The sequence below is a fragment of the Arthrobacter sp. NQ7 genome, assembly GCF_029581595.2.
Taxonomy (GTDB): domain Bacteria; phylum Actinomycetota; class Actinomycetes; order Actinomycetales; family Micrococcaceae; genus Arthrobacter; species Arthrobacter phenanthrenivorans_B.
Window position 1 is genome coordinate 96,536 of the sequence record NZ_JARFXU020000004.1, and the last position, 24,254, is coordinate 120,789.

A 24,254-nucleotide genomic window follows, 5' to 3' on the forward strand; every position below is an offset into this window, starting at 1 on the left:
CTACCGGCCGCCCTCCATCTTGCGGCTGCGCTGCTCCTGCGCCATGGGTCCGTAGGGGTACACCCCGGCCTGGGGCCGGCTGGCCAGGGTGAGCCGGTCAACGTCCTCGGCGCTGAGCTGCAGGTCAGCGGCGGCGAGGTTGTCGGCGAGCTGATCAGTGGTCCTCGCGCCAAGGATCACGGAGGTGACGGCCGGACGATCCGCCAGCCAGGCCAAGGCAACCTGTGACGGGCTCACGCCATGGGCTCCCGCGATGTCCTCGACAGCGTCGATCACGTCCCACGTGCGCGGATTGTCATTGCGCGCCTTCCAGGCCTCCATGCCGCGTTCGGGATTCTCCCCCAGCCGCGTGGCTCCGGACGGCTGCTGGTCCCGCTTGTACTTGCCGGACAACCAGCCGCCGCCCAGGGGCGACCACGGCAGCAGGCCGATCCCGGCGTCGAGGGCCGCAGGAACGATTTCGAATTCGATCTCGCGGACCAGCAGGCTGTACTGGGGCTGGAGGCTGACCGGCGGGTTCCAGCCGTGGCTCCGCGCCACGTGGACGGCCTTGGTGAGCTGCCAGCCCAGGAAGTTGGAAAAGCCGTAGTAGGCGATCTTGCCCCGCGACACGGCGTCCTCAAGGAAGCGCAGGGTTTCTTCCAGCGGCGTGACCGGATCCCACGCATGCATCTGGTAGAGGTCGATCTGTTCCACGCCCAGGCGGCGGAGGGAATCATCCAGGGCCCGGGTCAGGTGCCGGCGGGAGGTTCCGACGTCGTTCGGCGCCGTTCCCATGGGGAAGCGCCCCTTGGTGGCGATCACCGCGGTGTCCCTGAGCGCGGGCCGCGCGGCCAGCCAGCGGCCAATGATTTCCTCGGACACCCCGCTGCTGTAGACGTCCGCGGTGTCAATGAAGTTGCCGCCTGCTTCGAAGTAGCTGTCCAGGATGGCGTGGGAGGTTTCCTCGGTCGCTTCTGCGCCGAAGGTCATGGTGCCCAGCGCGTAATTGGTGACGACGGTGCCGCTGTGGCCAAGGGTTCGATGCTGCATGGATTTCCTCGCGATCAGTGGTGGTTGGATTCCAGGTACCGGGCTGCCGCGTCGGTCGTGGCACTGCGGATCCGGTAGAGGCTGGTGGTGGCGGTGATGTAGACGTCCTGCCCGTCGGGACCGCCGAAGCACAGGTTGGATACGGTTTCCGGTACGGCGACGGTATGCAGGAGGTCGAAGGACGGCGTGTAAACCCGGACCGACGGACCGGCCGAGGTCCAGATCCTGCCTTCGACGTCCACCCTCAAGCCGTCGGCGGCGTGGCCGTCTTCCAGCGTGAGAAGGCCTGACCGCGGGCCGCACAGGCCGTCCCGGACAGGGTAGGCGGCAATCCGCAGCGGCACGCCGTAGCCGGGGCCGGCCGTGTCCGCCACGTAGAGGATGGATTCGTCCGGCGAGAAGGCCAGCCCGTTGGGGTGCACCAGGTCGGTGACCACCGCCGCCAGCGCCCCGGAAGCCGGATCGAAACGGAACACGTGGCAGCCCCCGTATTCCTGCTCCCCTTCGTGGCCTTCCCTGGTGCCGGGCAGGATGCCGTAGGGCGGGTCCGTGAACCAGATGCCGCCGTCGCCCGCCACCACCACGTCGTTGGGTGAGTTCAGGCGGTGGCCCTCAAAGGTATCCACGATCCCGGTGACCGTGCCTTCCCGGTCGCGTTCCAGCCGGCGCCGGCCGTGGCTGCACTGGACCACGCTGCCGTCGGCATCCAGGGTCCGGCCGTTGGTGTATTCCACGCCAACGGCATAGTCGCGGGTACTCCCGGTGGCTGGGTTGAATTCGAGGATCCTGTTGTTGGGAATGTCGCTCCAGCGCACGGTGCGCGAGGACGGCACCCACAAGGGGCCTTCCGCCCACACGGCTCCCGTGAAAAGGCACTCCAGCGGGCCCGTGGTCAGATCGTTGCCCATCAGCGCTCCTTTGCGGTCCACGTCCGGCCGTGCCGCTGTCCGCCCTTTTGGCGGCACCGTCCCGCGGCGGCACGCACAGGCACCACCATAGCGCGGGCCCGGATCACGACGGCGGCACCCCACCGGAGATGCGGAAAGTCAGGAGCTGTGGAGCTGGCGCTGGGCGTCGGGGACGGTCAGGCTGCCGTATCTTTCCATCCGGTGCCAGCGGAGGTGCACGCCGGTCACTGCCGTGACGACTGCCTGGATAACGACGAGATACATGAGCTGCCGGTAGACGAACTGCTGGAGCGGAAGCGTCCACAGCGGGCCCAGGGGCTCCTTGTCGAGCCGGAACGCGTATGCGGCCATCAGCATCTGCACGGCCAGGAAAGCGAGCCAAAGGGCCGCGATGCGCAGCGGGTCGAGGAAGACCAGGCCGTAAACGGCGAAGACGTCGACGATGGGAGCGAAGAGGGGAAGCAGGACCTGCAGTACCAGCAGGTAACCAAGTCCGCGCCGGCCAAGCTTGCCCGCGGCACCGTCCTGGATCACCGCGCCGCGGTGCTTCCACATCGCCTGCAGGGTGCCGTAGCACCAGCGGTACCGCTGCTTCCACAGGGCGCCGAGGGTGGCTGGAGCCTCTGTCCACGCCCGTGCGTCCTCCTGGTACACCACGCGCCAGCCGTCCCGGCACAGGGCCATGGTCAGGTCGGTGTCCTCTGCCAGGGTGTCGTCGCTGACGCCGCCCACGTTGCGGAGGGCGGTCAGGCGGAAGGCGCCGATGGCACCCGGGACGGTGGGCATGCATTCGGCCACGTCGAACAGCCGCCGGTCAAGGTTGAAGCCGACGACGTATTCGATGTGCTGCCACGCACCCAGGATCCCGCCGCGGTTGGCAACCTTGGTGTTTCCCGAGATGGCCCCCACCCGGGGATCGGCGAAGGGTTGAAGCAGCGCCCGCACCGTGTCGGGCTCGAAGACGGTGTCGCCGTCGACCATGACCACCAGGTCGTAGCTGGCAGCCAGGATCCCCGCATTCAGCGCAGACGGCTTTCCGCCGTTCTCCTTCCGGATGACCCTGACACCCGGCAGGCCGAGCGCCTCGACGATGTCCGCCGTTCCGTCTGTCGATCCGTCATCCACCACGATGACCTCCACCGGATGGGAGGACGCTGCGATGGACCTGACGGCAGCTTCGATGCCTGCCGATTCGTTGTAGGCAGGGACGATCACGGTCGCCGGTTCGGTGATCACAGGCCTGTGCACCGCGTCCACCCGCCTCCTGCCCCGGCCCTGGCGGCCGGCGCGGCGGGCCGCCCGGCTGTGGCGGGCGGCGAAGAACATCACCAGGACGGCGCGGACCAGCGTGACAACGCCGGCGGCGACGAGGGCCCAGGAGATGGCCGTGACCACGAAGTCGCTGACGCGGATACCCCAGACGAGCGCAGAGCCTCGTGCCTGCTCCAGGCCTGAGGCGGGACGCATGGTGTCCACGCCTGCCGCGCCACCCACTGTGGTGACGCGGTAGCCCTGATCGGAGAATTGCGAGAGGGCCTGGTCCAGGGCGGCGACGGTCTGTTCCCTGTCACCGCCGCCGTCGTGCATCAGGACCACCTGGCCCTGCGGTCCCTGCGGCTTGAGGCTGTCCGCAATCGCCTGGACGCCTGGCTGCTGCCAGTCCTTGCTGTCCACGCTGCTCAGCACCGTGAGGTAGCCCTCGTCCCCCAACCCCTGTATGGCGGACCACGTACTGTCGGTGATTGCTGCGTTGCCTGAAGTGTAAGGGGGCCGCAGCAGGGAGACGGACTGGCCGGTGACGCCCACAATGGCGTCCTGGCCCCCTTGCACCTCAAGCCCTCGCCGCCACTGCCCGGCCGCACCCAGGTCCGTATGGGTCAGGGTGTGGACGCCGATTTCGTGGCCTTCCGCGACGATGCGGCGCACCAGGTCCGGGTGGTCCACCGCGGCAGAGCCGACGACGAAAAAGGTTGCGTGGACGTGGTGTTCCTTCAGCACGTCCAGGATTCGCGGGGTCCACTGCGGGTCCGGTCCGTCGTCGAAAGTGAGTGCCACGGTACGGTCCGGCGGCCTGACGGAGCGCACGGCTCCCCCGCGCGAGTCGATGACCGGTCCGCCGCCGGAGACGGCCGCGGGGACATTGCCTGCTGCTGCGCCGGACGGAACGGCGTCCGCTCCGATGCCGCCCAGATGGTGGATGTAGCCCTGCACGGCAAGGGCCAGCCCCAACGCGGCCAGGGTTGCCAGGAGGATGAACCAGTGGGCGGTGACCTTGGCGGGGACGGCGGACGGGGCCGGCCGCGGCGCTTTGTTCCGGTATGCCATATCAGGGGCGGGCCGGGGCGGTGGGCCGGGTGGTCTGGCCGGGTGCAGCGCCGTTGGCCCCCGGTGCGCTGGCGCTTCCGCCGGGCGCAGTGACGCTCGATCCAGGCGCGGTGCCGCTCATGCCGGGAGCCGGCGCTGCCGTGGTGGGTGCCGCGGGAACCCCGGCGGCAGGTGCCGCCGGCGCGGGCGCGGGCGCAGGAGGCAAGGCTGGGAGGGCCTGGGGCGCGGCCGACGGGGACTGCGCAACGATGGGCACGGCAGCGGACGACGGCGTTCCCGCCGCTTCCGTCCCGGCTGCCTGGGCAGCGGCGTCGGAAGGGACCGGCGCAGCGGTCCGGGACGGTGCCGGCTGCGGCCCTGCCGCGGCCGGAAAGGGGAGGAACGGCGCAGGGCCGCCGGAGCCGCCGATGAAGGCGGCGACGAGCAGGACCACGTAGCCGGCCACGAGTCCCAGGACTCCCAGCCCTATCAGCCGGACCCTGCGGAAGCGCCGGCCGGAGGCGTCAACAAAGATGGGCCCGCGCGCCGACTTCGGGCGCGGCTGATCGGAGGTCTTCTCAGGGGCTTTCATCGAGCATCAACCATAGAGGCTTAAAAATCGCTAGCACAAAACGCCCCCGGGGCGGCAGGCTGTAGCTAAGATCGAGCAACGGTCAGTCAGTTGAGGCCCTGGAGCCCGTCATGCCGGGCGTGCGACAGGTGAGCAGGGAGGCCACCATGGACACCAGCCGGTCCGAAGAATATCCACTCGACCCATTCCCGCACTATGAACAAATGCGGTCCGTGGCCCCCGTCCTCCAGGACGAGCAGACGGGGAGCTGGCATGTGTTCCGCTACGACGACGTCCAGCGGGTCCTGTCGGAACACGCCACGTTTTCGTCGCGGATTGGCGGTGACAATCCCTCCGGGTCCGGCCAACTGTTCGCGTCAAGCCTGATCACCACTGATCCTCCGCGGCACCGGCAGCTGCGCTCGCTGGTCACCCAGGCGTTCACTCCCAAGGCCGTCGACGCGTTGGCTCCAAGGATCGCGGAACTGGCCAACGGGCTTCTGGATGAATTTGCGGCAGCCGGGAGCGCAGACCTGATCCGGGAACTGGCCTACCCGCTGCCGGTCATCGTCATTTCCGAGCTCCTGGGCATCCCCGCCGAGGACCGCGGGCGCTTCAAACACTGGTCGGACGTCATTGTCAGCCAAACTCGTACCGGGCCGGCCAACACCGAACAGGATTCCACCACGTCAGAGATGATCGGGTACTTCCTGGCCCTGATCGATGCCCGGCGGAACCGGCCGGGCAGGGACCTGATCAGCACCCTGCTTGCTGCCGAGATTGACGGCCAAAGGCTGACAGTGCCGGAACTGCTCGGTTTCTGCAGCCTGCTGCTGGTTGCCGGGAATGAAACCACCACCAACCTGATTGGCAACGCCGTCCTGTGCCTGGCCGAATCGCCGCGCACCCTCGGGCGTGTCCTGGAGGATCCCTCACTGCTTCCCCAGACCCTCGAAGAGGTGCTTCGATTCCGGTCCCCGGTCCAGTCCATGTACCGGGTAACGGCGGTCGAAACGACGTTGGGCGGCAAGACGCTTCCCGCCGGCGCCCCCCTCGTGGCGTGGATTGGGTCGGCGAACCGGGACGAGCGGCAGTTTGAGCGGCCGGCCGAGTTCGACGTGGACCGCGCCCAGAACCGGCATCTGGCGTTCGGCCACGGGATCCACTTCTGCCTTGGGGCCCCGCTGGCACGGCTCGAGGCGAAAATCGCCATGGAGGTGCTGCTGTCCCGCCTGCCCGGACTGTCCCTTGCCCCGGGGACACAGCTGGAGCGGATGCACAGCAGCATTGTCTATGGGCTGAAGACCCTCCCCGTTACGTGGAACGCGCCCTAGGAGCACTGCGGTCAGTCCACGGTCCCGGCGGTTCTTCCCCGGTTCCCGCCTGCCACGGCTGCGCCCCTGGGTACCATCAGGCATGGGCAGGAAGAACTTCCTCATCGAGGGCGGCTCGGGCACGGGAAAAACTGCGGTGTGCCATGAGCTGCGGCGGCGCGGCTACCAGGCCATCAACGGGGACCGGGAACTGGCCTACCAGGGAGACCCGGAAACCGGCAGCCCGGTGCCGGGAGTGACGGGCACCGCCGTGCACCACCACCACATCTGGGACGTGGACAAGGTGAAGTCCCTCGTCGCGGACCGGACTGAGGCCCTGACGTTCTTCTGCGGCGGGTCGAGGAATGCCGGCAGGTTCATCGGGCTTTTCGACGCCGTCTTCGTTCTTGAGGTCGACGCCGAAACCCTGGCAACGCGGCTGGACGAACGTCCGCTTGACGAATGGGGCGGGCGGAAGGAGGAGCGCAGGCTGATTGAGCAGCTCCATCAGACGCGGGCGGAAATCCCGTCCGGCGCCATTCCGATCGATGCCACCGCGCCCCTTCCCCGCGTCGTGGATGACATCCTTCGGCGCGTCCAGGCAAGCGGCGGGGCATAAGGCCCTCCCGCCGGACACCCAAGGGCCCGGTGGACGGCAGCGCGCTGCCTCCGTTCAGCCGGCCCCACCCGCCTTTGCCGCGTAGCTGGTTGCCTGGTCCCGTACCTTGCGTATGTAGGCGTCGGACTGGTTGTAGGCGTAGATGGCATCCGTCCAGCCCTGCGCGGTGGTCAGGTCCCGGCCCCGGGCACAGAGATAGGTGGCTGCGCTGAGAGCGGCGTCGTCGATATTGAACGGGTCCGCCGTTCCGTCCCCGTTTCCGTCCCGCCCCACCAGCCGCCATGTGGAGGGGATGAACTGCATGGGCCCGACGGCGTGGTCCCAGTTGGCGTCGTGGTCCAGTGCACCGCCGTCCGTGTCGTCGATGGCGGCAAAACCATCACCATCGAGGCTGGGGCCCACGATGGGGCCGCTCGCCTGGCCCAAGGCATCGAGGCGCCCGCCGCCGTACGTCCCGTGGGCTGATTCGACAAAGCCGACGGCAGCCAGCGTGTTCCAGCCGATGCCGCAATCCGGATGGGAACCCCTGGCAGCCACGGCTGCCGTGACGTAGGCCCGCAGCGCCCTGGCCGGGATGCCCGTCTGGCTGGCAGCCGAGGACAGCCATTGGGCATCCGGGCTGCGGGTCACGTTCACGGCAGTAGTGATTCCGCTGGGTGCCGCCGCAAGTGTCACTCCCGCCTGCGGCGGTGGCGGCAGGAGGCGCGCGCCCGGCTGCCGGACAGCCCAGAACGAGAACGCGGTGATGGCACAACCGAGAACCAGGCTAAGGACAAAAAGGCGTTTGAGGCGGAGCACTGACCAATCAAACCATCCCGCCTGCTAACGGGTTGGATCGACCATCGTCATGCCCGCAACGTTGGCCGTGTCCATTCGTGGAAGCAGTTCGGCGGCCTCGTCCAACCCAATAATGCGCTCGATGAGCTTCTGCGGTTCGAGTGCCCCGGATGCTATGAGGGAGAGCATCCCCGGGTAGTCAGCGGCGGCCATCCCATGGCTTCCCAGGACTTCAAGCTCCCACGCGATGACCCGCGCCATGGGTACGCGGGGATGGCCGTCAACCGGTGGCAGGAGGCCCACCTGCACGTGCCGGCCGTGACGGCGGAGACTCAGGAGCGCGTCAGCACAGGTCTGCTCGCTGCCGACTGCGTCCACGGAGACGTGGCTTCCTCCGGTGATGGCGTGCACCTGGGCGGGGATATCGGACCCGTCCGCTGTCAGGATGTGGTCGGCGCCGAGGGAGGCAGCCATCGACAGGGCGGCTGGATTGCGGTCGACGGCGACGACTTTCGCCCCGAGCGCCTTGGCAATCATGACTGCACTGAGGCCCACGCCACCGGCGCCCACGATGGTGACCCACTCGTTGGGAGTGAGCCGGGCCCGCCCGGTCAGCGCCCGGTAGGCCGTTGCGAAACGACAGCCAAGGCTGGCCGCGGCCTCGAAGCCTACGGCGTCCGGGATGGCTATGAGGTTCGTGTCCGCGGCATGGATCACCACCTGTCCGGCGAAGGAGCCCCAGTGGGTGAACCCGGGCTGTTGCTGCTGGGGGCAGACCTGCGCATTGCCGCCCAGGCACCATTCACAGGCGCCGCAGCCTTCCACGAACGGTGCTGTCACCCGGTCACCGGCAGCCCACTCTTCCACGTCCGGGCCAACGGCCGCGATGACGCCGGCGAACTCATGGCCAGGCACATGAGGCAGAACGATGTCGTCGTGCCCGGCCCAGGCATGCCAGTCGCTGCGGCAGAGGCCGGTCGCGACGACGTTGATGACCGCTCCCCCCGCGGGCACGGCCGGCACAGCCACCTCCCGGACCGCCAGCGGTCCTGCGATCCGGTCCATGACGATTGCACGCATCACGATCCTCCTTTGTTTGCTCCCATCGGGAGACCGGGCACACCGGCAGCTTAAGGCCTCCCCAAATCCTAAGGCAGCACATGAGGCGCCAGCGGTGCATTGGCACGGCCACGTTTCGCTCATCTTGTGCCGGCAGGTGCCGGGGGTACTCCATGCCCCGTAGCGGCCGCCGGGTCTTACCCCCGGAACTGGTCCAGACACTCTTGACGAACTTTCTGAGTAGGCTCATAATTGAGTCAACTCAACTGGAAGGAATTCCATCATGAAGGCTTTCGTCATCAGCAAATACAAGACCCCCCTGCAGCCGGCGGAGCTGGCTGAACCTGCAGTGGGCGACCATGATCTGCTTGTCCGCGTGGAGGCGGCCGGCCTCAACCAGCTCGATGAGAAGATCCGGCTTGGCGGGTTCAGGCAGATCCTTCCCTATGACCTGCCCCTGGTCCCCGGCCATGACGTGGCGGGAACAGTCCTCCAGACCGGCACGAAGGTGCGGCGCTTCAAGCCCGGCGATGAGATCTTTGCCAGGCCCGGCAAAGAACGGATCGGCACCTTCGCGGAACGGATCGCCGTGGCCGAATCCGATGTGGCCCTCAAGCCTGCATCCATCAGCATGGCCGAGGCCGGGTCCCTTCCGCTGGTGGCTTTGACGGCCTGGCAGGCCCTGGTGGAGCGCGGCAAGGTGCAGCCGGGGCAGAAGGTCCTCATCCATGCAGGCGCCGGCGGCGTGGGTTCCATCGCCGTGCAGCTGGCCAAGTACCTTGGTGCCTCCGTTGCCGCCACGGCCAGCGCCGCCAACGCTGAGTTCGTCCGGGGCCTGGGCGCTGATGTTGTTATTGATTACCGAAATGAAGACTTCGAGGAGATCCTCAGCGGATACGACCTGGTGCTCGACAGCCTCGGCGGACGCAACCTGGAGAAATCATTGCGCGTCCTCAAGCCGGGGGGCACCGCGATTGGAATCGCAGGGCCGCCGGACCCCGATTTCGCCCGGGAACTCGGCCTCAACCCCGTACTCCGCCTCGCCATCGGAGTCCTCAGCCGGAGCATCCGCCGCCAGGCGCGCAGGCTCGGCGTGCGCTACGAATTCCTGTTCATGCACGCCAGCGGCAGCCAACTCGGCCGCATCGCAAGGCTTGTCGACGACGGCGTGCTGCGTCCCGTCGTCGGACGTGTCAGCCCCTTTGCCCAAACGCCGGACGCTTTGAAAGCCCTGGGAAGCGGAGGCCTGCGCGGCAAGGCCGTCGTCATCAATCCCCCAGGCGGCATGGACCGGATCCAGGCAGCTGGCCGGCAGCAGCTTGGGGAACAGCCATGAGTCCCGCCAGCATCCCCGAACCGTCTTCCTACGCGCAGGCACCCACCCGTACCATCACAGCCGGCGACGTCAGCTATGTGTACCGCGAACTGGGGCCCAGAGGGGGTATTCCCGTCGTCTTCTTCCTCCACCTTGCCGGCAACCTGGATAACTGGGACCCGCGCGTCATCGACCCGATCGCCCGGGAACACCACGTCATCACCTTCGATAACCGCGGACTCGGCGGAACCACCGGTGTGGTGCCGGACAGCATCGAAGCGATGGCTGACGACGCAGTTGCCTTTATCCGGGCCCTGGGCCTGGACAGGATTGATGTCTTCGCCTTTTCCCTGGGCGGCATGGTGGCCCAGGCCCTCATCGGGAAGCACCCGGACCTGGTCCGGAAGCTCATCCTTGCCGGCACGGGTCCGCGGGGCGGGAAGGGCATGGACAGGGTTGCCCGGGTAACGTACCTTGACATCCTGCGGGCCGCCCTGCTCCGGTCTGATCCGAAGGAGTTCCTGTTCTTCAACCGCAACGCCGCCGGCAAGCGCGCTGCAAAGGATTTCATCGGGCGTCTCCAGGAGCGCCGTGCAGGACGTGACCGACCGGTCCGTCTCCGGGCGTTCCGCACCCAGCTGAAGGCCATCAAAGACTGGGGCCGCGCGCAGCAGGCCGACCTGTCTGCAATCAGCAACCCCACCCTGATCGCCAACGGCGACCATGACCGCATGGTTCCTACCGGCCTGTCCACGGACCTGCACCGGCGAATCGCAGGCTCGAAGCTGGTCATCTACCCCGACTCCGGCCACGGCGGCATCTTCCAGTTCCACGAGCAGTTCGTTCCCGTTGCCGTCAAGTTCCTCCAGGGCTGACGCCGGTGCCCGCGCCATTGGCTACACTCGAAGTCAGCCCAGCCCCATGACCGTCCCGGAGGACATCCCGCCATGCAACTTGCTTCCCAGCCCGTCTCCCGGCGGGAACGGAACAAGCAGGCCAAGCTTGACCGGATCACGGCGGCAGCCCGCGAACTTTTTGCCGAACATGGCATTGACGAGGTCACCACCCAGCAAATCGCGGAGAAGGCCGACATCGGCGCGGGCACCCTGTTCCTGTATGCCAAGAGCAAAGGTGAACTGCTGCTGCTCGTCCAGAACTCGGCCTACGCCGACGCCCTTGCCAAGGGCAAGGCGGCCGCCGCGGAGATCAGCGCACCGCTCGAGGCCGTCATGGCCATCATCCGGCCGGTGGTGGAATGCAACCGGACCCAGGTCGACAACGGACGCACCTACCTGCGGGAAATGGTGTTCGGCGACCCGACCGAACCCCACCACCATGCCGCCCTCACTCTTGCCGCCGGTACGGAGGCAGCCATCGCCGCCGTGCTGCAGCGGAACGGCCGCACTTCCGCCAAACCTGCGGCTACCCTTGCCCGCGCCGTCTCCGCCATCATGTTCCTCACCATGGCAGCCGCCACCAACGCCTCCCGGTCCACGGACGAACTGATCCTGGACATCCGGGAGCAGGTAGCGGCCATCCTCCCGGCCTGAACGGCAACCCGCCGCCGGTTGTTGTCCGGAGAACGGTACCCCTCTGCCGGTGCCTGCGCACGTGTCCCTGGGCAGGACCCGCTGCCCGGCGAATCCCCCTCACCCTGCGCCCAGTTCCGGCGCGACTTCCTCGAAAGGCACATAACCATGACTTCCCTTAACGGAGCAACCGTCCTCGTCACCGGCGCAAACGGCGGCATTGGCACAGAGTTCGTCCGCCAGGCCCTCGTCCGCGGCGCCGCCAAGGTCTACGCCTCCGCGCGCCACCCCCGCGCCTGGGGCGACGACCGCATCGTGCCCCTCACCCTGGACGTCACCGACCCCGCGTCCATCCAGGCAGCGGCGGAATCCGCAGCCGACGTCACAGTGCTCATTAATAACGCCGGCGCCTCCCCTGCCAGCGCCAGCCTGCTGACCCTGCCGGACGAAGACATCCGCTCCATTATGGAGACCAATTTCTTCGGACCGCTCAACCTGGCACGCGCTTTTGCGCCTGTGCTTAAAGGGCAGGAAGCAGCCGCTATGGTCAATATCCACTCGCTCCTGAGCTGGTACGCAACGGCCGGTGTCTACAGCGTCTCCAAAGCCGCCCTCTGGTCGGCAACGAATGCCCTGCGGCTCGAGCTTGCCCCGGAGGGCGTCCAGGTCCTCGGCGTGCACGTCGGATGGGTGGATACCGCCATGGCCGCCCACACGGCTGACGCCAAGCTTCCGCCGGCAGTCCTGGTAACGCGGGTGTTCGATGGCCTGGAAGCCGGGGACCATGAAGTGCTTGCGGACGAGGCCTCGATAAACATCAAAGCGGGCCTTGGCGCCGGAATAGAGGAACTCTACCCGCAGCTCAAAGCCCTGTAACCGCTGCTACCTGGGGCGCGTGGCGAGGTCCGCATCGACGTTGGGATTCGATCCGCCGGCTTCCTGCTCCTGGCTGCCTGATGTTGCTTCCGTGCGCAGGGAGGCCTGCCGGGAGCGCCATACTGCTGCACCGGCAGCCAGGGCAACGATTCCTGCGATCCACCACCAGGTCTTGGACGTCCGGTTGGGGGCGGGAACCCGCTTCCCAGCCCGGGCAGACGGGTTCGGTCCGACGCGCCCCAGTTGCTGCCGGACCTTGGGAGTGAAGGTTGCCACTCCGGCGGCAACGTCGTCCGCCAACTGCCGCAGGATCGCCTGGAGCCGCGGGGAGGCGGTCTCAATTCCGGCGTCCAGGCCTGCCACGGCCCGCTGGAGCGCCGCCTGGACGCCCGGAGTGGCCCACTCCCGGCCCCTGGCCACATGGCCCAGGAGGTTCCCGGAAAGGCCATGGGCCTGCATGGACTCCATCGCTTCTTCTGCTGTCCGCATCAGTGCCTCCTTCTGGTGGTGGTGAAGACAGGTTAGGTCCGGCGGAACGGCGCGGACAGGGCCTTTGGGACCGGGATGAGGCTCTGGCGCGCTCTTCATCACCGTGCCAGCCACTGCGCCTGCGGCAGCCCTGTCAGGAATGTGGCTATGACATTCGGGGACGGCGGTTGGCTGCGAGTGCGGCGAGATCACGGATCAGCTGCTGGACCTCGTGTTCCCTTCGGGCGGAACGCGGTGGTTGCGCTGCTGCCCGGGGCCTGGCCAAGCGGGTCCGCGGTGGAGCAGGGAGGGGCACGGTGCGGCATGGTTGCGCCGGCAGAGTTGGTCCGTTGCCCGTGCTGGGATTGCTTGTGCTCATGCGTCCCCCTTGCCCTGTTCGTGTAGGAAGATCCGGCCGCCGTCTTTGTAGAGACACTTTAGGGAGGCGACAGGATCAGGGGGAAGATGCTTTGTCCACCATCGGGACTTATTGTGTCAATCTTGAGATTCGGGGCGATCAGACCCGGTGCCCCGGTTCCGCGGCAAGGCGGTGGAGGAGCTGGCGACGGCTGGGGGAGGTATCCGTGGTCTCAGACGAACACCCTCGCCGCCAGCTCCGGTAACGACTTTACGTGCGATCTTCCCCCATGCGCCCGAGTAACTGGTACGCGTTTCGCGGAGGCCCGGTACTTGCCGGCGGCTGCAACGCCGGGGCGGCCGGAATCCCTGGCCGCGGCCGTTGACGCTTTCAGGCCGGAATACCCTAAAGCGACTGCCGCCGGCCGTGTTCAGTTGGGGGCATGGGAAGAACTCAGTTGGCCCTTCGCGGCGTTAAGGCGTTTCATACAGCGGCCTGGTTCAGTATCGAGGCCTGCATGGTCTATCTGCTGTATGCGGGATTCCGCGGGAGAAGCGACAAGCGGGCAGCGGCGGCAGCAGCGGTTGTCGCCGGTGAAACACTGGTCTTCGTCGGCAATGGCTTTCATTGCCCGCTGACCCCCTTGGCGCGGCGGCTTGGGGACCCCACCGGCTCTGTCACAGACATCTACCTGCCCCGCTGGTTTGCCCATAACCTGCCCGCAATCCACGTTCCCCTGCTCGTCCTCGCCATAGTCCTGCACCGGCGGAATCTTAGGAGACGGAACCCCAGCCCCGCACGGCAACTGCCCCGACCAGGGAATTCTTCCTGACAGCGCGCCGAAGCGACGCCGACAATGGCCTTCCCAACGCCGCTATGTGGAATAATCCGAGCTAGTGGTCCTTACCGGACCGCTCCAGATTAAGGAGGGCTCGATGCCGGCCATGTCAGGGAGTACGGCGCATGCGCCCAATGCGCACATCAACAACTCCCAGGTGCCCAAGCATGAGCAGCTCCGGCTCATCATCCTCAAGCTTGCCAAAGAGGAGTTGGAGCCGGGGGCCCGGCTTCCCAGCGAACGCACCCTCATGGATTCATATGGCGTCAGCCGCATCACCGTCCGGGCCGCAATCGGCCGCCTGGTCAACGAAGGGCACCTGGTCCGCGTTCCGGCCAAGGGCACCTTCGTTGCCGACTCACCCGTCCAGTCCACGCTGCATCTGGCCTCCTTTACCCAGGAAATGGAAGCGATGGGGCACGTTCCCAGCACGGTGGTCCTGGTGGCCGAGCGTCTTGAAGCGCCGGATGACACCGCAGAGGCGCTCGGCCTCGCACCGGGCGCCGAGGCCTACCACCTGAAGCGGCTCCGCCTGGCGGACGGGCGGCCGGTAAGCGTCGACGACGCCTGGTACAACCCGCAGCATGCGCCCGGACTGCTGGGCATCGATCTCAGCGGCTCCGTCTACAAGGCCCTGGCCGGGCAGTTCGGGCACCAGATCGACCGGGCCCGCCAAAGCGTCAGGTCCGAGGGCGCCCCGGCCGACGTCGGGGCGCTCCTCGGGACGGGAACGGGGGCACCGGTGCTTGCCTTTGACCGCGTGTCCTATTCAGGCGACCTGGCCATCGAACATTCGCGTTCCTGGTACCGCTCGGACCGCTACTCCCTCACCATGGAAGTGCGCCTGTAGCAGTTCGCCTAGCCGAGCGTAAACAGCAGGTCGCCCGCGGTGACGCTGCCGGCGTCCACCAGCGTGGCGCTGTCCGGCTTGGTATCCAGGACGACGACGGGACTCACCATTGAGTAACCCGCCGCCACCGCCGCCGTGGGATCCACGTGCATGACCGGCTCTCCGGCCTTGACCTCATCACCCTGGCTGACGAGCACCTTGAAGCCGTCACCCTTGAGCTTCACCGTGTCGATGCCCACGTGCGTCAGGACGCCCCGTCCGGATGGCTCAACCACCACGAAGGCGTGCGGCAGCATCTTGACCACCTTCCCCGCAACGGGGGACACGACGTCGAACGCCACGCCTGCGGGTGGTTCCACGGCCGCGCCGGAACCCACCATCTGCCCCGCGAACACGGGGTCGGGAACGTCGGCCAGCGGAATGACCGCACCGCCAATCGGGGCATGAACCGGCAGGGACTGCGCCATTAGAGGAGGTCCTCGATATCTTCGGCCAGTGTGTCCGCCTCGGGTCCCACAATCACCTGCACGGCGGTGCCGGCAGCCAGGACGCCATGGGCACCGGCGGCCTTGAGGGTCGCTTCGTTCACCAGCGAGGAATCCTTGACCTCGGTGCGCAGCCGCGTGATGCAGGCCTCGACTTCCACGATGTTGCCGGCCCCGCCCAGGCCTTCAATGATTTTTTCTGCTTTGGACATGGCTGCCCTTTCTGACGGTGCCCGCTCGGAGCACATCTTCGAACACCGGAGCCGGCGGCTGCGGTACGACCAATGATGGCTTCTTTTGCCACCGGCGGCCTGTCCCGGAGGAGATTTTCCTTCCTTGACACCGACGGTGGGATGAATCACACTGAACTGGTCATAACCAGACAGTACCGGCTGGAACCCTTCTTTCACAAGCCCCCCACCCAACCCCACAGAGGTGCACACCATGTCATCCGAGACCACCGCCCTGGCAGCTGAAAAGAAGCCAAACCGGGCCTTCGCCACCCTCCAGCGGCTGGGCCGCTGCCTGATGCTCCCCATCGCTGTCCTTCCGGCCGCCGGCATCCTGCTGCGCATCGGCCAGGCCGACCTGCTCGGCGCCATTCCCGGCTTTGAAGGGGGCGCCGCCGTCATCTCGGCCGCCGGCAACGCCGTCTTTACCTGGCTCCCGCTCATCTTCGCCGTCGGCATCGCCGTGGGCTGGGCCAAGAAGGCTGACGGGTCCACGGCACTCGCCGCGGTTGTGGGCTACATGGTGATCGACGGCGTCTTCAAGGCCATGTCGCCGCTGGTTCTCGACGGGCAACTGGACCCTGGCGGGAAGCCGGCCATGATCAACTACGGCGTCCTCGCCGGCATCGTGGTGGGCCTGTTGTCCGCCGGGCTCTGGCAGCGGTTCTACCGCACCAAGCTGCCGGACTTCCTGGGCTTCTTCAGCGGCCGGCGCCTGGTGCCCATCCTGACCTCCGTCACCAGCCTGGTGGTCGGCGTCGTCATGGCCCTCCTGTACCCGCTCTTCAACGCAGGCCTTTCCGCCGTGGGCGAGTTTGTGGCGGGCAACGCCGTACTGGGCGGCGGAATCTACGGTTTCGCCAACCGCATGCTGATCCCTGCGGGCCTCCACCACATCCTGAATTCGGGCGTATGGTTCCTCATCGGCGACTACACGGACGCGTCCGGCCACCTGGTGCGCGGCGACCTTAACCGCTTCTTTGCGGGCGACCCCACCGCCGGCACCTTCATGACCGGCTTCTTCCCCATCATGATGTTCGGCCTTCCGGCCGCTGCCCTGGCCATCTGGCGCCATGCCAAGCCCTCCCAGAAGAAGATCGTGGGCGGCATCATGCTCTCCACCGCGCTCACGGCGTTCTTCACCGGCATCACCGAACCGCTTGAGTATTCGTTCATGTTCGTTGCATTCCCGCTCTACATCGTCCACGCAGCGCTGACCGGAACCTCCATGGCCCTGGTGAATGCGTTGGGGATCCATCACGGCTTCACGTTCTCAGCCGGGCTGATCGACTTCGTACTGAACTTCGGCAAAGCCCAGAACGCGTGGCTGTTGATCCCGATTGGCCTGGGCTATGCGGTGATCTACTACTTCCTCTTCTCGTTCGTCATCAAGCGCTGGAACCTGCGCACCCCCGGCCGCGAAGACGACGAAGTCACAGTGGAAACCGAAGCCGCAAAGTAAGCCCTTCCAACACCAGCCACCTCCAGCCGAAAGCATCGCACCGCATGGAAATCATCATCCTTCCCACCCCTGACGACGTAGCCCGCACGGCCGCGGACGCCATCGAGGAACAGGTCCGGCGCGGCCCGTCCGTCCTGGGGCTGGCCACCGGCTCCACTCCCCTGGGAACATACCAGGAACTCATCCGCCGGCACCGGCACGGCGGGCTGAGCTTCGCTGCAGCCCAGGCCTTCCTGCTGGACGAGTACGTAGGCCTGCCGCCCGGCCATCCGCAGTCCTACCATTCGGTCATCAGGGAGGAATTCACGGCAAGCGTTGATTTCGGCCCCGGCGCAGTGCACGGGCTGGACGGCCTGGCCCCGGACCCCCGGGCGGAAGCTGCCGCCTACGAGGCCCGGATCGCGGCCGCGGGAGGGGTGGATATCCAAATCCTCGGCATCGGGACGGATGGCCATGTGGGCTTCAATGAGCCCATGTCCTCGCTGGCCTCCCGCACGCGGATCAAGACGCTCACCCGGCAGACGCGGCAGGACAACGCGCGCTTCTTTGACGCACCGGAGGACGTACCGGAGCACGTGCTGACCCAAGGTCTGGGGACCATTCGGGAGGCCAGGCACCTGCTGCTGCTCGCAATGGGCGGGGCCAAGGCAGATGCTGTGGCTGCCGCCGTCGAAGGTCCCGTCGCGGCGATCTGTCCGGCGTCGGCCCTCCAGCTGCACCCGCACGTATCCGTACTGGTGGATGAGGCGGCGGCCTCCCGCCTCACCCACCGGGAGTACTACCAGGACACCTTCGGCCGGAAGCCGGCATGGCAGGGACTGTGAGCTCCGGGCGCCTGTCCATGGCCCGGTCCGTGCCGCAGCTTGAGCTGGTGGTGGAAGATGCCGACGGCGTCCGGCTGGCAGTCTCCGTGGCCGCGGCCCGCGTCGAGCTGTGCGCAGCCCTGGCGGAGACCGGGGGCATCACGCCAAGCATCGGCACCATTGGGCAGGCGTGCGGCCTCGGCCTCCCGGTCCATGTCCTGGTGCGTCCCCGGCCCGGCAACTTTGTCTACGCCACCGGCGAGCTCGAAGTGATCGAGCGGGATGCCGTGGCGGCACTGCGCGCCGGGGCTGCGGGCGTGGTGGTTGGCGTGCTCGGCGCCAACGGCGGCCCGGACGTTGCGGCGATGCAGCGCATCGTGGCCACGGCCCGGGCAGTGCGTCCGGACGCGGAAGTGACGTTCCACCGGGCGTTCGACGCGGCCCTGGCGGCCGGTGTGGAGCCGGCCGAGGCCCTCTCCCGGCTGCAGCAGGCTGGCGTGGACCGGGTCCTGACCAGCGGTGGCGGCGCGGACTGCGCCGCGGGGCTGGAGATGCTGGGCAGGATCGTGCAGGAGGGGCGCCGGAGTGCCCCTTCGGTCCAGGTCATGGCCGGCGGGGGCGTCACCCTGGCACTGGTACCGTCGCTCCTGGACGCCGGAGTCCATGCCGTGCACACCTCGGCGCGGCTCGGGCAGCTGAAGGCCGGGGATTCCGGGGTCCGGCGCGCCGCTGCGGACCCTGACCTGGCCGCGCGCATGGCTGCCGCCGTGGCTGCGAAGGACATCGATGAACGAAGGACTGTATCTTGATGGGCACTGGACTGGTTCTTCGCGGCCGGATCGTCACCGCGTCGATGGACATCGGGGACGGAGTGGTGGCGGCCGACGGCGGACTGGTCACCTTCGCCGGCCCTGCCCGGGAATTCCCCGGGGAACTGCCGCCGGCGGCACCGGCCGGACAGGTCCTGGTGCCCGGCCTGGTGGATGTGCATTGCCACGGTGCCTGCGGTTCGGATTTCTCCGAAGGTGATCCAGGGGGCGCTGAACGGGCGGCACGCTACCTGCACAGTCGTGGAACCACCACATTGGTCGCCAGCCTGGTGACGGGAAAGCCCGACGACCTGGTCAGGAACCTTCGGGTGCTGCGGGAGCTGACGGGCCTGGGGCTGATTGCCGGGTCGCACCTGGAAGGTCCCTTCCTTTCGGACCAGCAGTGCGGCGCGCACGATCCCGCCTTGCTCCTGGAACCCGACCAGGAGCTCGTGGCCCGCCTGCTGGCAGCGGCGGGACCAACCCTGGCCTCCATGACCCTGGCGGCCGAACTGCCCGGGGCCGCCGAACTCGTTGGGCAGCTTGCGGCCCGCGGCATCGTCCCCTCCCTCGGCCACACCGCTGCGGACAATACGACGGCGGCTGCGTTCCTGGAGCGGGCGGTGTTGGGCCTGGAATCGGCAGGGAAACCCGGCGGTAAGCGCAGGCCGAGTGTCACCCACCTTTTCAATGCAATGCCCCCGCTGCACCACCGCTCTCCCGGACCGGTCTCGGCGAGTCTCAGCGCGGCCCGGGCAGGAACGGCGGTGGTGGAACTGATAGCCGATGGCGTGCATCTGGCGGCGGAAACCGTGAAGCTGGTGTTCGACGTCGTGGGGCCGCAGAACATCGCCCTGGTGACCGATTCGATGGCAGCGACCGGACTGGAGGACGGACAGTACCGGCTGGGATCCCTCTCCGTCACGGTCAGCGGCGGCGTGGCCCGGGTTGACTCCAGCGGCGCCATTGCCGGCGGAACCAGCACGCTGCTGGGTATCGTGCGCTGCTGCGTGGCTGCGGGTGTTCCGCTCCGGGATGCGGTCACCTCCGCTTCGGCTGTCCCGGCATCCTTGCTGGGCCTCTCCGCGCAGACGGGTGACCTGCGCCCTGGAATGCAGGCCGATGTCGTCGTCCTTGACGGGGACCTGAACCTGGCAGCAGTGCTGCGCAGGGGTGAGCGGGTCAGCGCGCCCCGCTGACCCGCGCTGACCCGCAGCCGGCCGCGCCGTGCCCCTGGAACCGCTCAAGAAGCCGGGCCGCAGTGCAGCCATCCGCCAGGTCGGGGTGGGGCCCCTTTGGACCGGGCACCCTGCGACGTCAGCGCACCACTTTGCGGTGTCCGGCGTCCAGCCGCTGGGTCCATCCCCGCGAATCGAGGTGCTCCAGGAGTGGTACGGCGATCCGGCGCGTTGTTCCGAGGGCCTGGCGCGCCTCGCTGGTGGTGAAGGGCTGTTCCAGGCCGGCGAGGGTGCGCATGGCAAGGGCCGGCGCCGTAGGCAGCAGCACCACGCCGTCACGCAGGCGCAGCAGGCGGCCGGTGCGTTCGGCGGCAGCCAGCTCCCGGGCGCCCAGGCCCAAGGCGGCGAGCTCCTCGGACTCCGGGGCCTGGAACGCATGTGCCGTGAGCCTGCGCTCCAGCTCGGCAATTGCCGGTTCGACGGGGCCAAGGCCCCGGCTGCCGGGCAGCCGGATGTGGCCGGCCTCCTGTTTGAGGCCTGCCGCGCTGATGATGTGGGCAAGCAGCCTCTCGTCGGGCAGGCGAAGCAGGTCGCGGGCTGCCCCCATGGACAGGCCGGGCGCCAACGGGTCGCGGTCCTGCAGTTCCTGGACTGAGTTGCGGAGCTGCTGCTGCCATGCCTCAAGGACCGGAGCGTGCACCCACCAGTCATCGATGACCTCCACGCCGGGCGGCACGTTGGGCTGGTGGCCGGACAGCAGGCCCAGCCGCCGCAAATGCTCCAGTTGCACTGCTTTGCGGGCTGCCACCTCCCCCAGCACGTCGCCGTCCGGGTCCATGCCGGCAAGCCGTTCTGCCCAGTGGGCGCCGTCGCCGCGCCGCCGCAAGGCGGGTGGGTCTGCGTCGAGGATGCGGGCCCCGCCCAGCACGGAGCGGCTGCCGGGGTTACGCAGCACCAGCCGGTCCCCCGGGACGAGGGGCAGGTGCCTGTCGAGGACCAGCCGGGCGTGGTCGGCGCCGAAAGGCCGCAGCCGGCCAGGCACGGACGCGGTGCCGGCATGGACCATGAGCTGTTCCGGCACCTCCGTGTAGGCGACGCCGGTGGTCCGCTGGATGCCCAGGACGGCGGTGGTAGGCCAGGCATCGGGGGTCAGCAGGGTGTCCCCGCGCCGGATGTCCGTGGCGGCAACGTCACGCAGGTTCAAGGCCACCCGGCTGACCGGGGACACCGAGGTGTACGAGGTGTCGCGGCTTTGCAGTCCACGGACGACGACGGACCGGGAAGCCGAGTGGCCCAGCAGGGTAAGCCGGTCCCCCTGGACGACCGTTCCTGCTGCCAGCGTTCCAGTCACCACCGTTCCGGAACCGGTGATCGTGAACGAGCGGTCCACCCACAGCCGGACCCGCCCATCGGTGGGTGGATGCGGCACACCGGCCAGGACGCCGTCGAGCGCTGCACGCAGGTCAGCCAGGCCCGTGCCGTCGATGGCTGACACGGCAACTGCCGGCGCGTCGCGCAGTCCGGTCCCGGCCAGCTCCACCCGGGTCCGGGCCAGCACGTCCGCCACCCGTTGGCCGGACGCCCGGTCCGCGCGGCTGAGGACCACCACGCCGTGATCGATGCCCAGCGCCGCCACGGCGTCCCGGTGGTCGCTCGACTGGGCCTGCCAGCCTTCGTCAGCGGCGACGACGAAACAGACCACCGGAGCCGGCCCGATGCCGGCAAGCATATTGCCCAGGAAACGCTCGTGGCCGGGGACGTCCACGAACGCAACGTCCTGTCCGGACGGCAACGTGGTCCAGGCGTAACCGAGATCGATGGTGAGCCCGCGGCGCCGTTCTTCCTCCCAGCGGTCCGGCTCCATGCCGGTAAGGGCGCGGACCAGGGTGCTCTTGCCGGAATCCACATGTCCGGCCGTAGCGACGACGTGCACGCCTCAGCCCGCCCTGCCTGCATCCGCAGACTTGAGGGTTGCCAGCGCCTGCCGGACGGCCTCGAGAATCCGGTCATCCTGGTCTTCCGGCACGCAGCGCAGATCGAGCAGGCAGGAACCGTCGTGGACGCGCGGCAGCACGGCGGGATCGCCGGTACGCAGGGGCCGGGCCAGTCCTTCGGGGAGCCTGAGCGCCCACCCGGGCAGGGGAAAGCCGGGAGCGCCTCCGCCGCCCACCCTGCCGTCATGCGGTACGACGGGCACGCCCAGTTCCCGGGCCAGCCGGTCCGTGCGGCGCCGCAAGTACCCGGCGTCGGCGTGCAGCGCCTGCACGACCGGCGGCGTTCCGCCCGCGACGGTCGCCTCCAGGGCGGCGAGGGCAAGTTTGTCGGCCCGCACGGCCCGCGCAAGCGGGTGGCGGGCCAGCCGGGTGATGACCTCCCTGCGGCCCAGCAACAGGCCGGCCTGGGGCCCGCCCAGCAGTTTGTCGCCGCTGGCAATGACGACGTCGGCCCCGGCCGCCAGGGCGGTGGCAACGTCAGGTTCGTCAGGGAGGTGTGGGTCGGGGGCCAGCAGTCCGCTGCCAAGGTCGGCCACGAGCGACACCCCGTGTGCATGGGCCAGGGGGGCCAGTTCCTGCAGCGGAACAGCGGACGTGAAACCGTCCACCCGGAAGTTGCTCGGATGGACTTTCAGGATGCAGCCGGTATCGGGTCCGAGGGCTCCGGCGTAGTCGTGCAGGTGGGTCCGGTTGGTGGTCCCCACCTCGTGGAGCCTCGCACCCGTCGATTCCATGAGGTCGGTGAGCCTGAAGCCGGCACCGATCTCCACGAGTTCGCCGCGGCTGACCACCACCTCCCGGCCAATGGCCAGAGCCGTTGTGGCCAGGAGCAGGGCCGCCGCTCCGTTGTTGACCACCAGGGCGTCCTCAGCCGCGGGGCAGGCGGCGAGCAGTGCCGCCCGGGCACCGGCGCCCCGCCGGGAGCGGTTTCCGTCAGCCAGGTCGAGTTCCACGTCGACGTAGCCGCTGGCGGCGACAACAGCGTCAACCGCGGCAGCGGAAAGGGGCGCCCGCCCGAGGTTCGTGTGGACGATCACGCCGGTGGCGTTCAACACCGGGCGCAGGGTGGTTGCCCTCCGCCCGGCGATGGCCGCCAGCAGGACCGGCTCCACCTCTCCGGGAGGCAGGTCGCCGCGCCGGGCCTGCTCCTGGATGTCCCGGACCAGCCCCAGGACCACACGCTCATTCAGCCGTGTCCGGGCTTCGCGGACGGGCGGCAATGCCAGGAGGTCGTTCGTGCGGGGAATCAGGCGCCGGGGATCGACGTGGTCCACAGGCCTCCTCAGATCGCGGCATCCACTGCCGAAGTTGGCGGTGGCGGACGGGAATCGAACCCGCCAGGCCGAGATGCTCAGCCGCACCGGTTTTGAAGACCGGGGGGCCCACCAGGACCCGGACGCCACCGCGGATCAATATAGCAGGTCGCGTGCCGGGGGTACGCTAGGCGGGTGAATGAGGCACAGACGTCAGTCCAGCAACTTGACCGTGGCGCCGTCGGCGCGGTCCGGCTCACCGACTATGCCCATGGAGGAGGCTGCGCCTGCAAGATTCCGCCGGGCGAACTCGAGGATGCTGTCCGGGGCCTCATCGGCCAGCCGGGCGCAGAGGTGCTGGTTGGACTGGACAGCGGCGACGACGCGGCAGCCGTCCTGGTGCGGGAGGACCTGGCGGTCCTGACGACCGCCGATTTCTTCACTCCGGTCGTCAACGATGCCTTTGACTGGGGCCGGATCGCTGCCGCCAATGCCCTCTCGGATATTTATGCCATGGGCGGCAAGCCGGTCACGGCCATCAACCTGGTTGGCTGGCCCCGCGGCGTCCTGCCGATGGAGCTGATGACGGAGGTCCTGCGCGGCGGGCTGAGCGTGGCGTCGGAGGCCGGTTGCCCCGTGCTCGGCGGCCACTCCATCGACGATCCGGAGCCGAAGTACGGCATGGCGGTCACGGGGGTCGCGCACCCGGAACGGTTGCTGCGCAACGACGCCGCCCGGCCGGGGTTGCCCATCACGCTCACCAAGCCGATCGGCGTCGGGCTTCTGAACAACCGGCACAAGACAACCGGCGAGGTTTTCGCCGAGGCGATCGAGACCATGGCGGGCCTGAACCGCGATGCCTCCGAGGCAGCAGTGGCCGCCGGGGTCCGGGCAGCAACTGACGTCACCGGTTTCGGCCTGCTGGGGCATCTCTACAAAATGGTCCGCGCCTCGGACGTCGGCGCAGTGATCGACCTGAACGCTGTACCGGTGATTGACGGAGCTGCCGAGGCGCTCCGCGACGGCTTTGTCTCCGGCGGCACGCGGCGGAACCTCGACTGGGTGCGCCCACACCTTGATACCTCGTCCGGCGTCACCGAAGACGACCTGTTGCTGCTGGCGGACGCCCAGACTTCCGGCGGCCTGCTGGTGGTCGGCGAGCTGCCCGGGTACCCCGTCATTGGCCACACCATTGCCGGCTCCGGCATCGCGGTCCGCTGACG

23 protein-coding genes and 1 tRNA gene are annotated in these 24,254 nt (G+C 68.2%); 12 read left to right on the top strand and 12 right to left on the bottom strand.

Going from position 1 to position 24,254, the window contains the following annotated elements:
- The 4 genes from PUN71_RS06660 to PUN71_RS06675 all read right to left on the bottom strand — a co-directional run bounded on the left by PUN71_RS06660 (nucleotide 1) and on the right by PUN71_RS06675 (nucleotide 4,836).
- On the bottom strand, nucleotides 1–1,032 hold the full coding sequence (locus PUN71_RS06660; protein WP_277797777.1) for an aldo/keto reductase: 1,032 nt from the start codon (nucleotides 1,030–1,032) through the stop codon (nucleotides 1–3).
- Between the two features lie 14 nt (nucleotides 1,033–1,046).
- On the bottom strand, nucleotides 1,047–1,940 hold the full coding sequence (locus PUN71_RS06665) for an SMP-30/gluconolactonase/LRE family protein (RefSeq protein WP_277797778.1): 894 nt from the start codon (nucleotides 1,938–1,940) through the stop codon (nucleotides 1,047–1,049).
- A gap of 138 nt (nucleotides 1,941–2,078) precedes the next feature.
- Nucleotides 2,079–4,265, bottom strand: coding sequence for a bifunctional polysaccharide deacetylase/glycosyltransferase family 2 protein (locus PUN71_RS06670; RefSeq protein ID WP_277797779.1), 2,187 nt, complete (start codon nucleotides 4,263–4,265; stop codon nucleotides 2,079–2,081).
- Between the two features lies 1 nt (nucleotide 4,266).
- Entirely contained in the window at nucleotides 4,267–4,836 is a 570-nt protein-coding gene (locus tag PUN71_RS06675; RefSeq protein WP_277797780.1) for a hypothetical protein, read from the bottom strand.
- Between the two features lie 146 nt (nucleotides 4,837–4,982).
- Here PUN71_RS06675 and PUN71_RS06680 point away from each other — a divergent pair, with 146 nt between their 5' ends.
- Entirely contained in the window at nucleotides 4,983–6,149 is a 1,167-nt protein-coding gene (locus PUN71_RS06680; RefSeq protein ID WP_277797781.1) for a cytochrome P450, read from the top strand.
- Nucleotides 6,150–6,231: 82 nt separating this feature from the next.
- Nucleotides 6,232–6,747 (top strand): nucleoside kinase, encoded by a 516-nt coding sequence (locus PUN71_RS06685; protein WP_277797782.1) that lies wholly within the window; start codon nucleotides 6,232–6,234, stop codon nucleotides 6,745–6,747.
- Nucleotides 6,748–6,801: 54 nt separating this feature from the next.
- Here the strand turns inward: PUN71_RS06685 and PUN71_RS06690 are convergent, their stop codons facing one another.
- Together PUN71_RS06690 and PUN71_RS06695 are read right to left on the bottom strand one after the other, a co-directional pair.
- The gene (locus PUN71_RS06690; protein ID WP_277797783.1) at nucleotides 6,802–7,545 is read right to left on the bottom strand and encodes a lytic transglycosylase domain-containing protein; all 744 of its coding nucleotides are present in this window, start codon (nucleotides 7,543–7,545) and stop codon (nucleotides 6,802–6,804) included.
- A 24-nt stretch (nucleotides 7,546–7,569) separates the two neighbouring features.
- Nucleotides 7,570–8,604, bottom strand: coding sequence for a zinc-dependent alcohol dehydrogenase family protein (locus PUN71_RS06695; protein ID WP_277797784.1), 1,035 nt, complete (start codon nucleotides 8,602–8,604; stop codon nucleotides 7,570–7,572).
- A gap of 262 nt (nucleotides 8,605–8,866) precedes the next feature.
- Here PUN71_RS06695 and PUN71_RS06700 point away from each other — a divergent pair, with 262 nt between their 5' ends.
- From PUN71_RS06700 to PUN71_RS06715, 4 genes are all read left to right on the top strand, one after another.
- Nucleotides 8,867–9,919 carry an NADP-dependent oxidoreductase gene (locus PUN71_RS06700; RefSeq protein WP_277797785.1) on the top strand — a complete coding sequence of 351 codons (1,053 nt, stop codon included), beginning with the start codon at nucleotides 8,867–8,869 and terminating at the stop codon, nucleotides 9,917–9,919.
- The gene (locus PUN71_RS06705; RefSeq protein WP_277797786.1) at nucleotides 9,916–10,773 is read left to right on the top strand and encodes an alpha/beta fold hydrolase; all 858 of its coding nucleotides are present in this window, start codon (nucleotides 9,916–9,918) and stop codon (nucleotides 10,771–10,773) included. The genes PUN71_RS06700 and PUN71_RS06705 overlap by 4 nt, the downstream gene beginning before the upstream one ends.
- A gap of 72 nt (nucleotides 10,774–10,845) precedes the next feature.
- Nucleotides 10,846–11,448, top strand: a complete 603-nt coding sequence (locus tag PUN71_RS06710; RefSeq protein WP_277797787.1) for a TetR/AcrR family transcriptional regulator — start codon at nucleotides 10,846–10,848, stop codon at nucleotides 11,446–11,448.
- Nucleotides 11,449–11,595: 147 nt separating this feature from the next.
- On the top strand, nucleotides 11,596–12,303 hold the full coding sequence (locus PUN71_RS06715) for an SDR family oxidoreductase (protein ID WP_277797788.1): 708 nt from the start codon (nucleotides 11,596–11,598) through the stop codon (nucleotides 12,301–12,303).
- Nucleotides 12,304–12,309: 6 nt separating this feature from the next.
- Here the strand turns inward: PUN71_RS06715 and PUN71_RS06720 are convergent, their stop codons facing one another.
- Complete coding sequence (locus PUN71_RS06720; protein ID WP_277797789.1) at nucleotides 12,310–12,792, bottom strand: hypothetical protein; 483 nt, start codon at nucleotides 12,790–12,792, stop codon at nucleotides 12,310–12,312.
- A gap of 1,272 nt (nucleotides 12,793–14,064) precedes the next feature.
- Here PUN71_RS06720 and PUN71_RS06725 point away from each other — a divergent pair.
- Complete coding sequence (locus PUN71_RS06725) at nucleotides 14,065–14,817, top strand: GntR family transcriptional regulator (protein ID WP_043449650.1); 753 nt, start codon at nucleotides 14,065–14,067, stop codon at nucleotides 14,815–14,817.
- Between the two features lie 8 nt (nucleotides 14,818–14,825).
- Here the strand turns inward: PUN71_RS06725 and PUN71_RS06730 are convergent, their stop codons facing one another.
- Entirely contained in the window at nucleotides 14,826–15,284 is a 459-nt protein-coding gene (locus PUN71_RS06730) for a PTS sugar transporter subunit IIA (protein ID WP_277797790.1), read from the bottom strand.
- Nucleotides 15,284–15,514, bottom strand: a complete 231-nt coding sequence (locus PUN71_RS06735) for a PTS sugar transporter subunit IIB (RefSeq protein WP_043449645.1) — start codon at nucleotides 15,512–15,514, stop codon at nucleotides 15,284–15,286. The genes PUN71_RS06730 and PUN71_RS06735 overlap by 1 nt, the downstream gene beginning before the upstream one ends.
- Nucleotides 15,515–15,746: 232 nt before the next feature.
- Here PUN71_RS06735 and PUN71_RS06740 point away from each other — a divergent pair, with 232 nt between their 5' ends.
- From PUN71_RS06740 to PUN71_RS06755, 4 genes are read left to right on the top strand one after another with little or no spacing between them, the layout of a single operon-like run.
- Complete coding sequence (locus PUN71_RS06740; protein WP_043449731.1) at nucleotides 15,747–16,994, top strand: PTS transporter subunit EIIC; 1,248 nt, start codon at nucleotides 15,747–15,749, stop codon at nucleotides 16,992–16,994.
- Between the two features lie 44 nt (nucleotides 16,995–17,038).
- Nucleotides 17,039–17,818, top strand: a complete 780-nt coding sequence (gene nagB / locus PUN71_RS06745; RefSeq protein ID WP_277797791.1) for a glucosamine-6-phosphate deaminase — start codon at nucleotides 17,039–17,041, stop codon at nucleotides 17,816–17,818.
- Nucleotides 17,803–18,606 (top strand): copper homeostasis protein CutC, encoded by an 804-nt coding sequence (locus PUN71_RS06750; protein WP_277797792.1) that lies wholly within the window; start codon nucleotides 17,803–17,805, stop codon nucleotides 18,604–18,606. Before nagB ends, PUN71_RS06750 begins: the two co-directional genes overlap by 16 nt.
- Nucleotides 18,606–19,805: an N-acetylglucosamine-6-phosphate deacetylase gene (locus PUN71_RS06755; protein WP_277797793.1), complete on the top strand. Its 1,200-nt coding sequence runs from the start codon at nucleotides 18,606–18,608 to the stop codon at nucleotides 19,803–19,805. Before PUN71_RS06750 ends, PUN71_RS06755 begins: the two co-directional genes overlap by 1 nt.
- 118 nt (nucleotides 19,806–19,923) lie before the next feature.
- Here the strand turns inward: PUN71_RS06755 and selB are convergent, their stop codons facing one another.
- From selB to PUN71_RS06770, 3 genes are all read right to left on the bottom strand, one after another.
- Complete coding sequence (gene selB, locus PUN71_RS06760) at nucleotides 19,924–21,717, bottom strand: selenocysteine-specific translation elongation factor (RefSeq protein WP_277797794.1); 1,794 nt, start codon at nucleotides 21,715–21,717, stop codon at nucleotides 19,924–19,926.
- Between the two features lie 3 nt (nucleotides 21,718–21,720).
- Nucleotides 21,721–23,052: an L-seryl-tRNA(Sec) selenium transferase gene (selA, locus tag PUN71_RS06765; RefSeq protein WP_277797795.1), complete on the bottom strand. Its 1,332-nt coding sequence runs from the start codon at nucleotides 23,050–23,052 to the stop codon at nucleotides 21,721–21,723.
- A gap of 35 nt (nucleotides 23,053–23,087) precedes the next feature.
- A tRNA-Sec gene (locus tag PUN71_RS06770) sits at nucleotides 23,088–23,182 on the bottom strand.
- Nucleotides 23,183–23,226: 44 nt separating this feature from the next.
- Between PUN71_RS06770 and selD the strand changes: the two genes are divergently transcribed.
- Nucleotides 23,227–24,252, top strand: a complete 1,026-nt coding sequence (gene selD, locus PUN71_RS06775; RefSeq protein ID WP_277797796.1) for a selenide, water dikinase SelD — start codon at nucleotides 23,227–23,229, stop codon at nucleotides 24,250–24,252.
- Nucleotides 24,253–24,254: the final 2 nt, after the last annotated feature.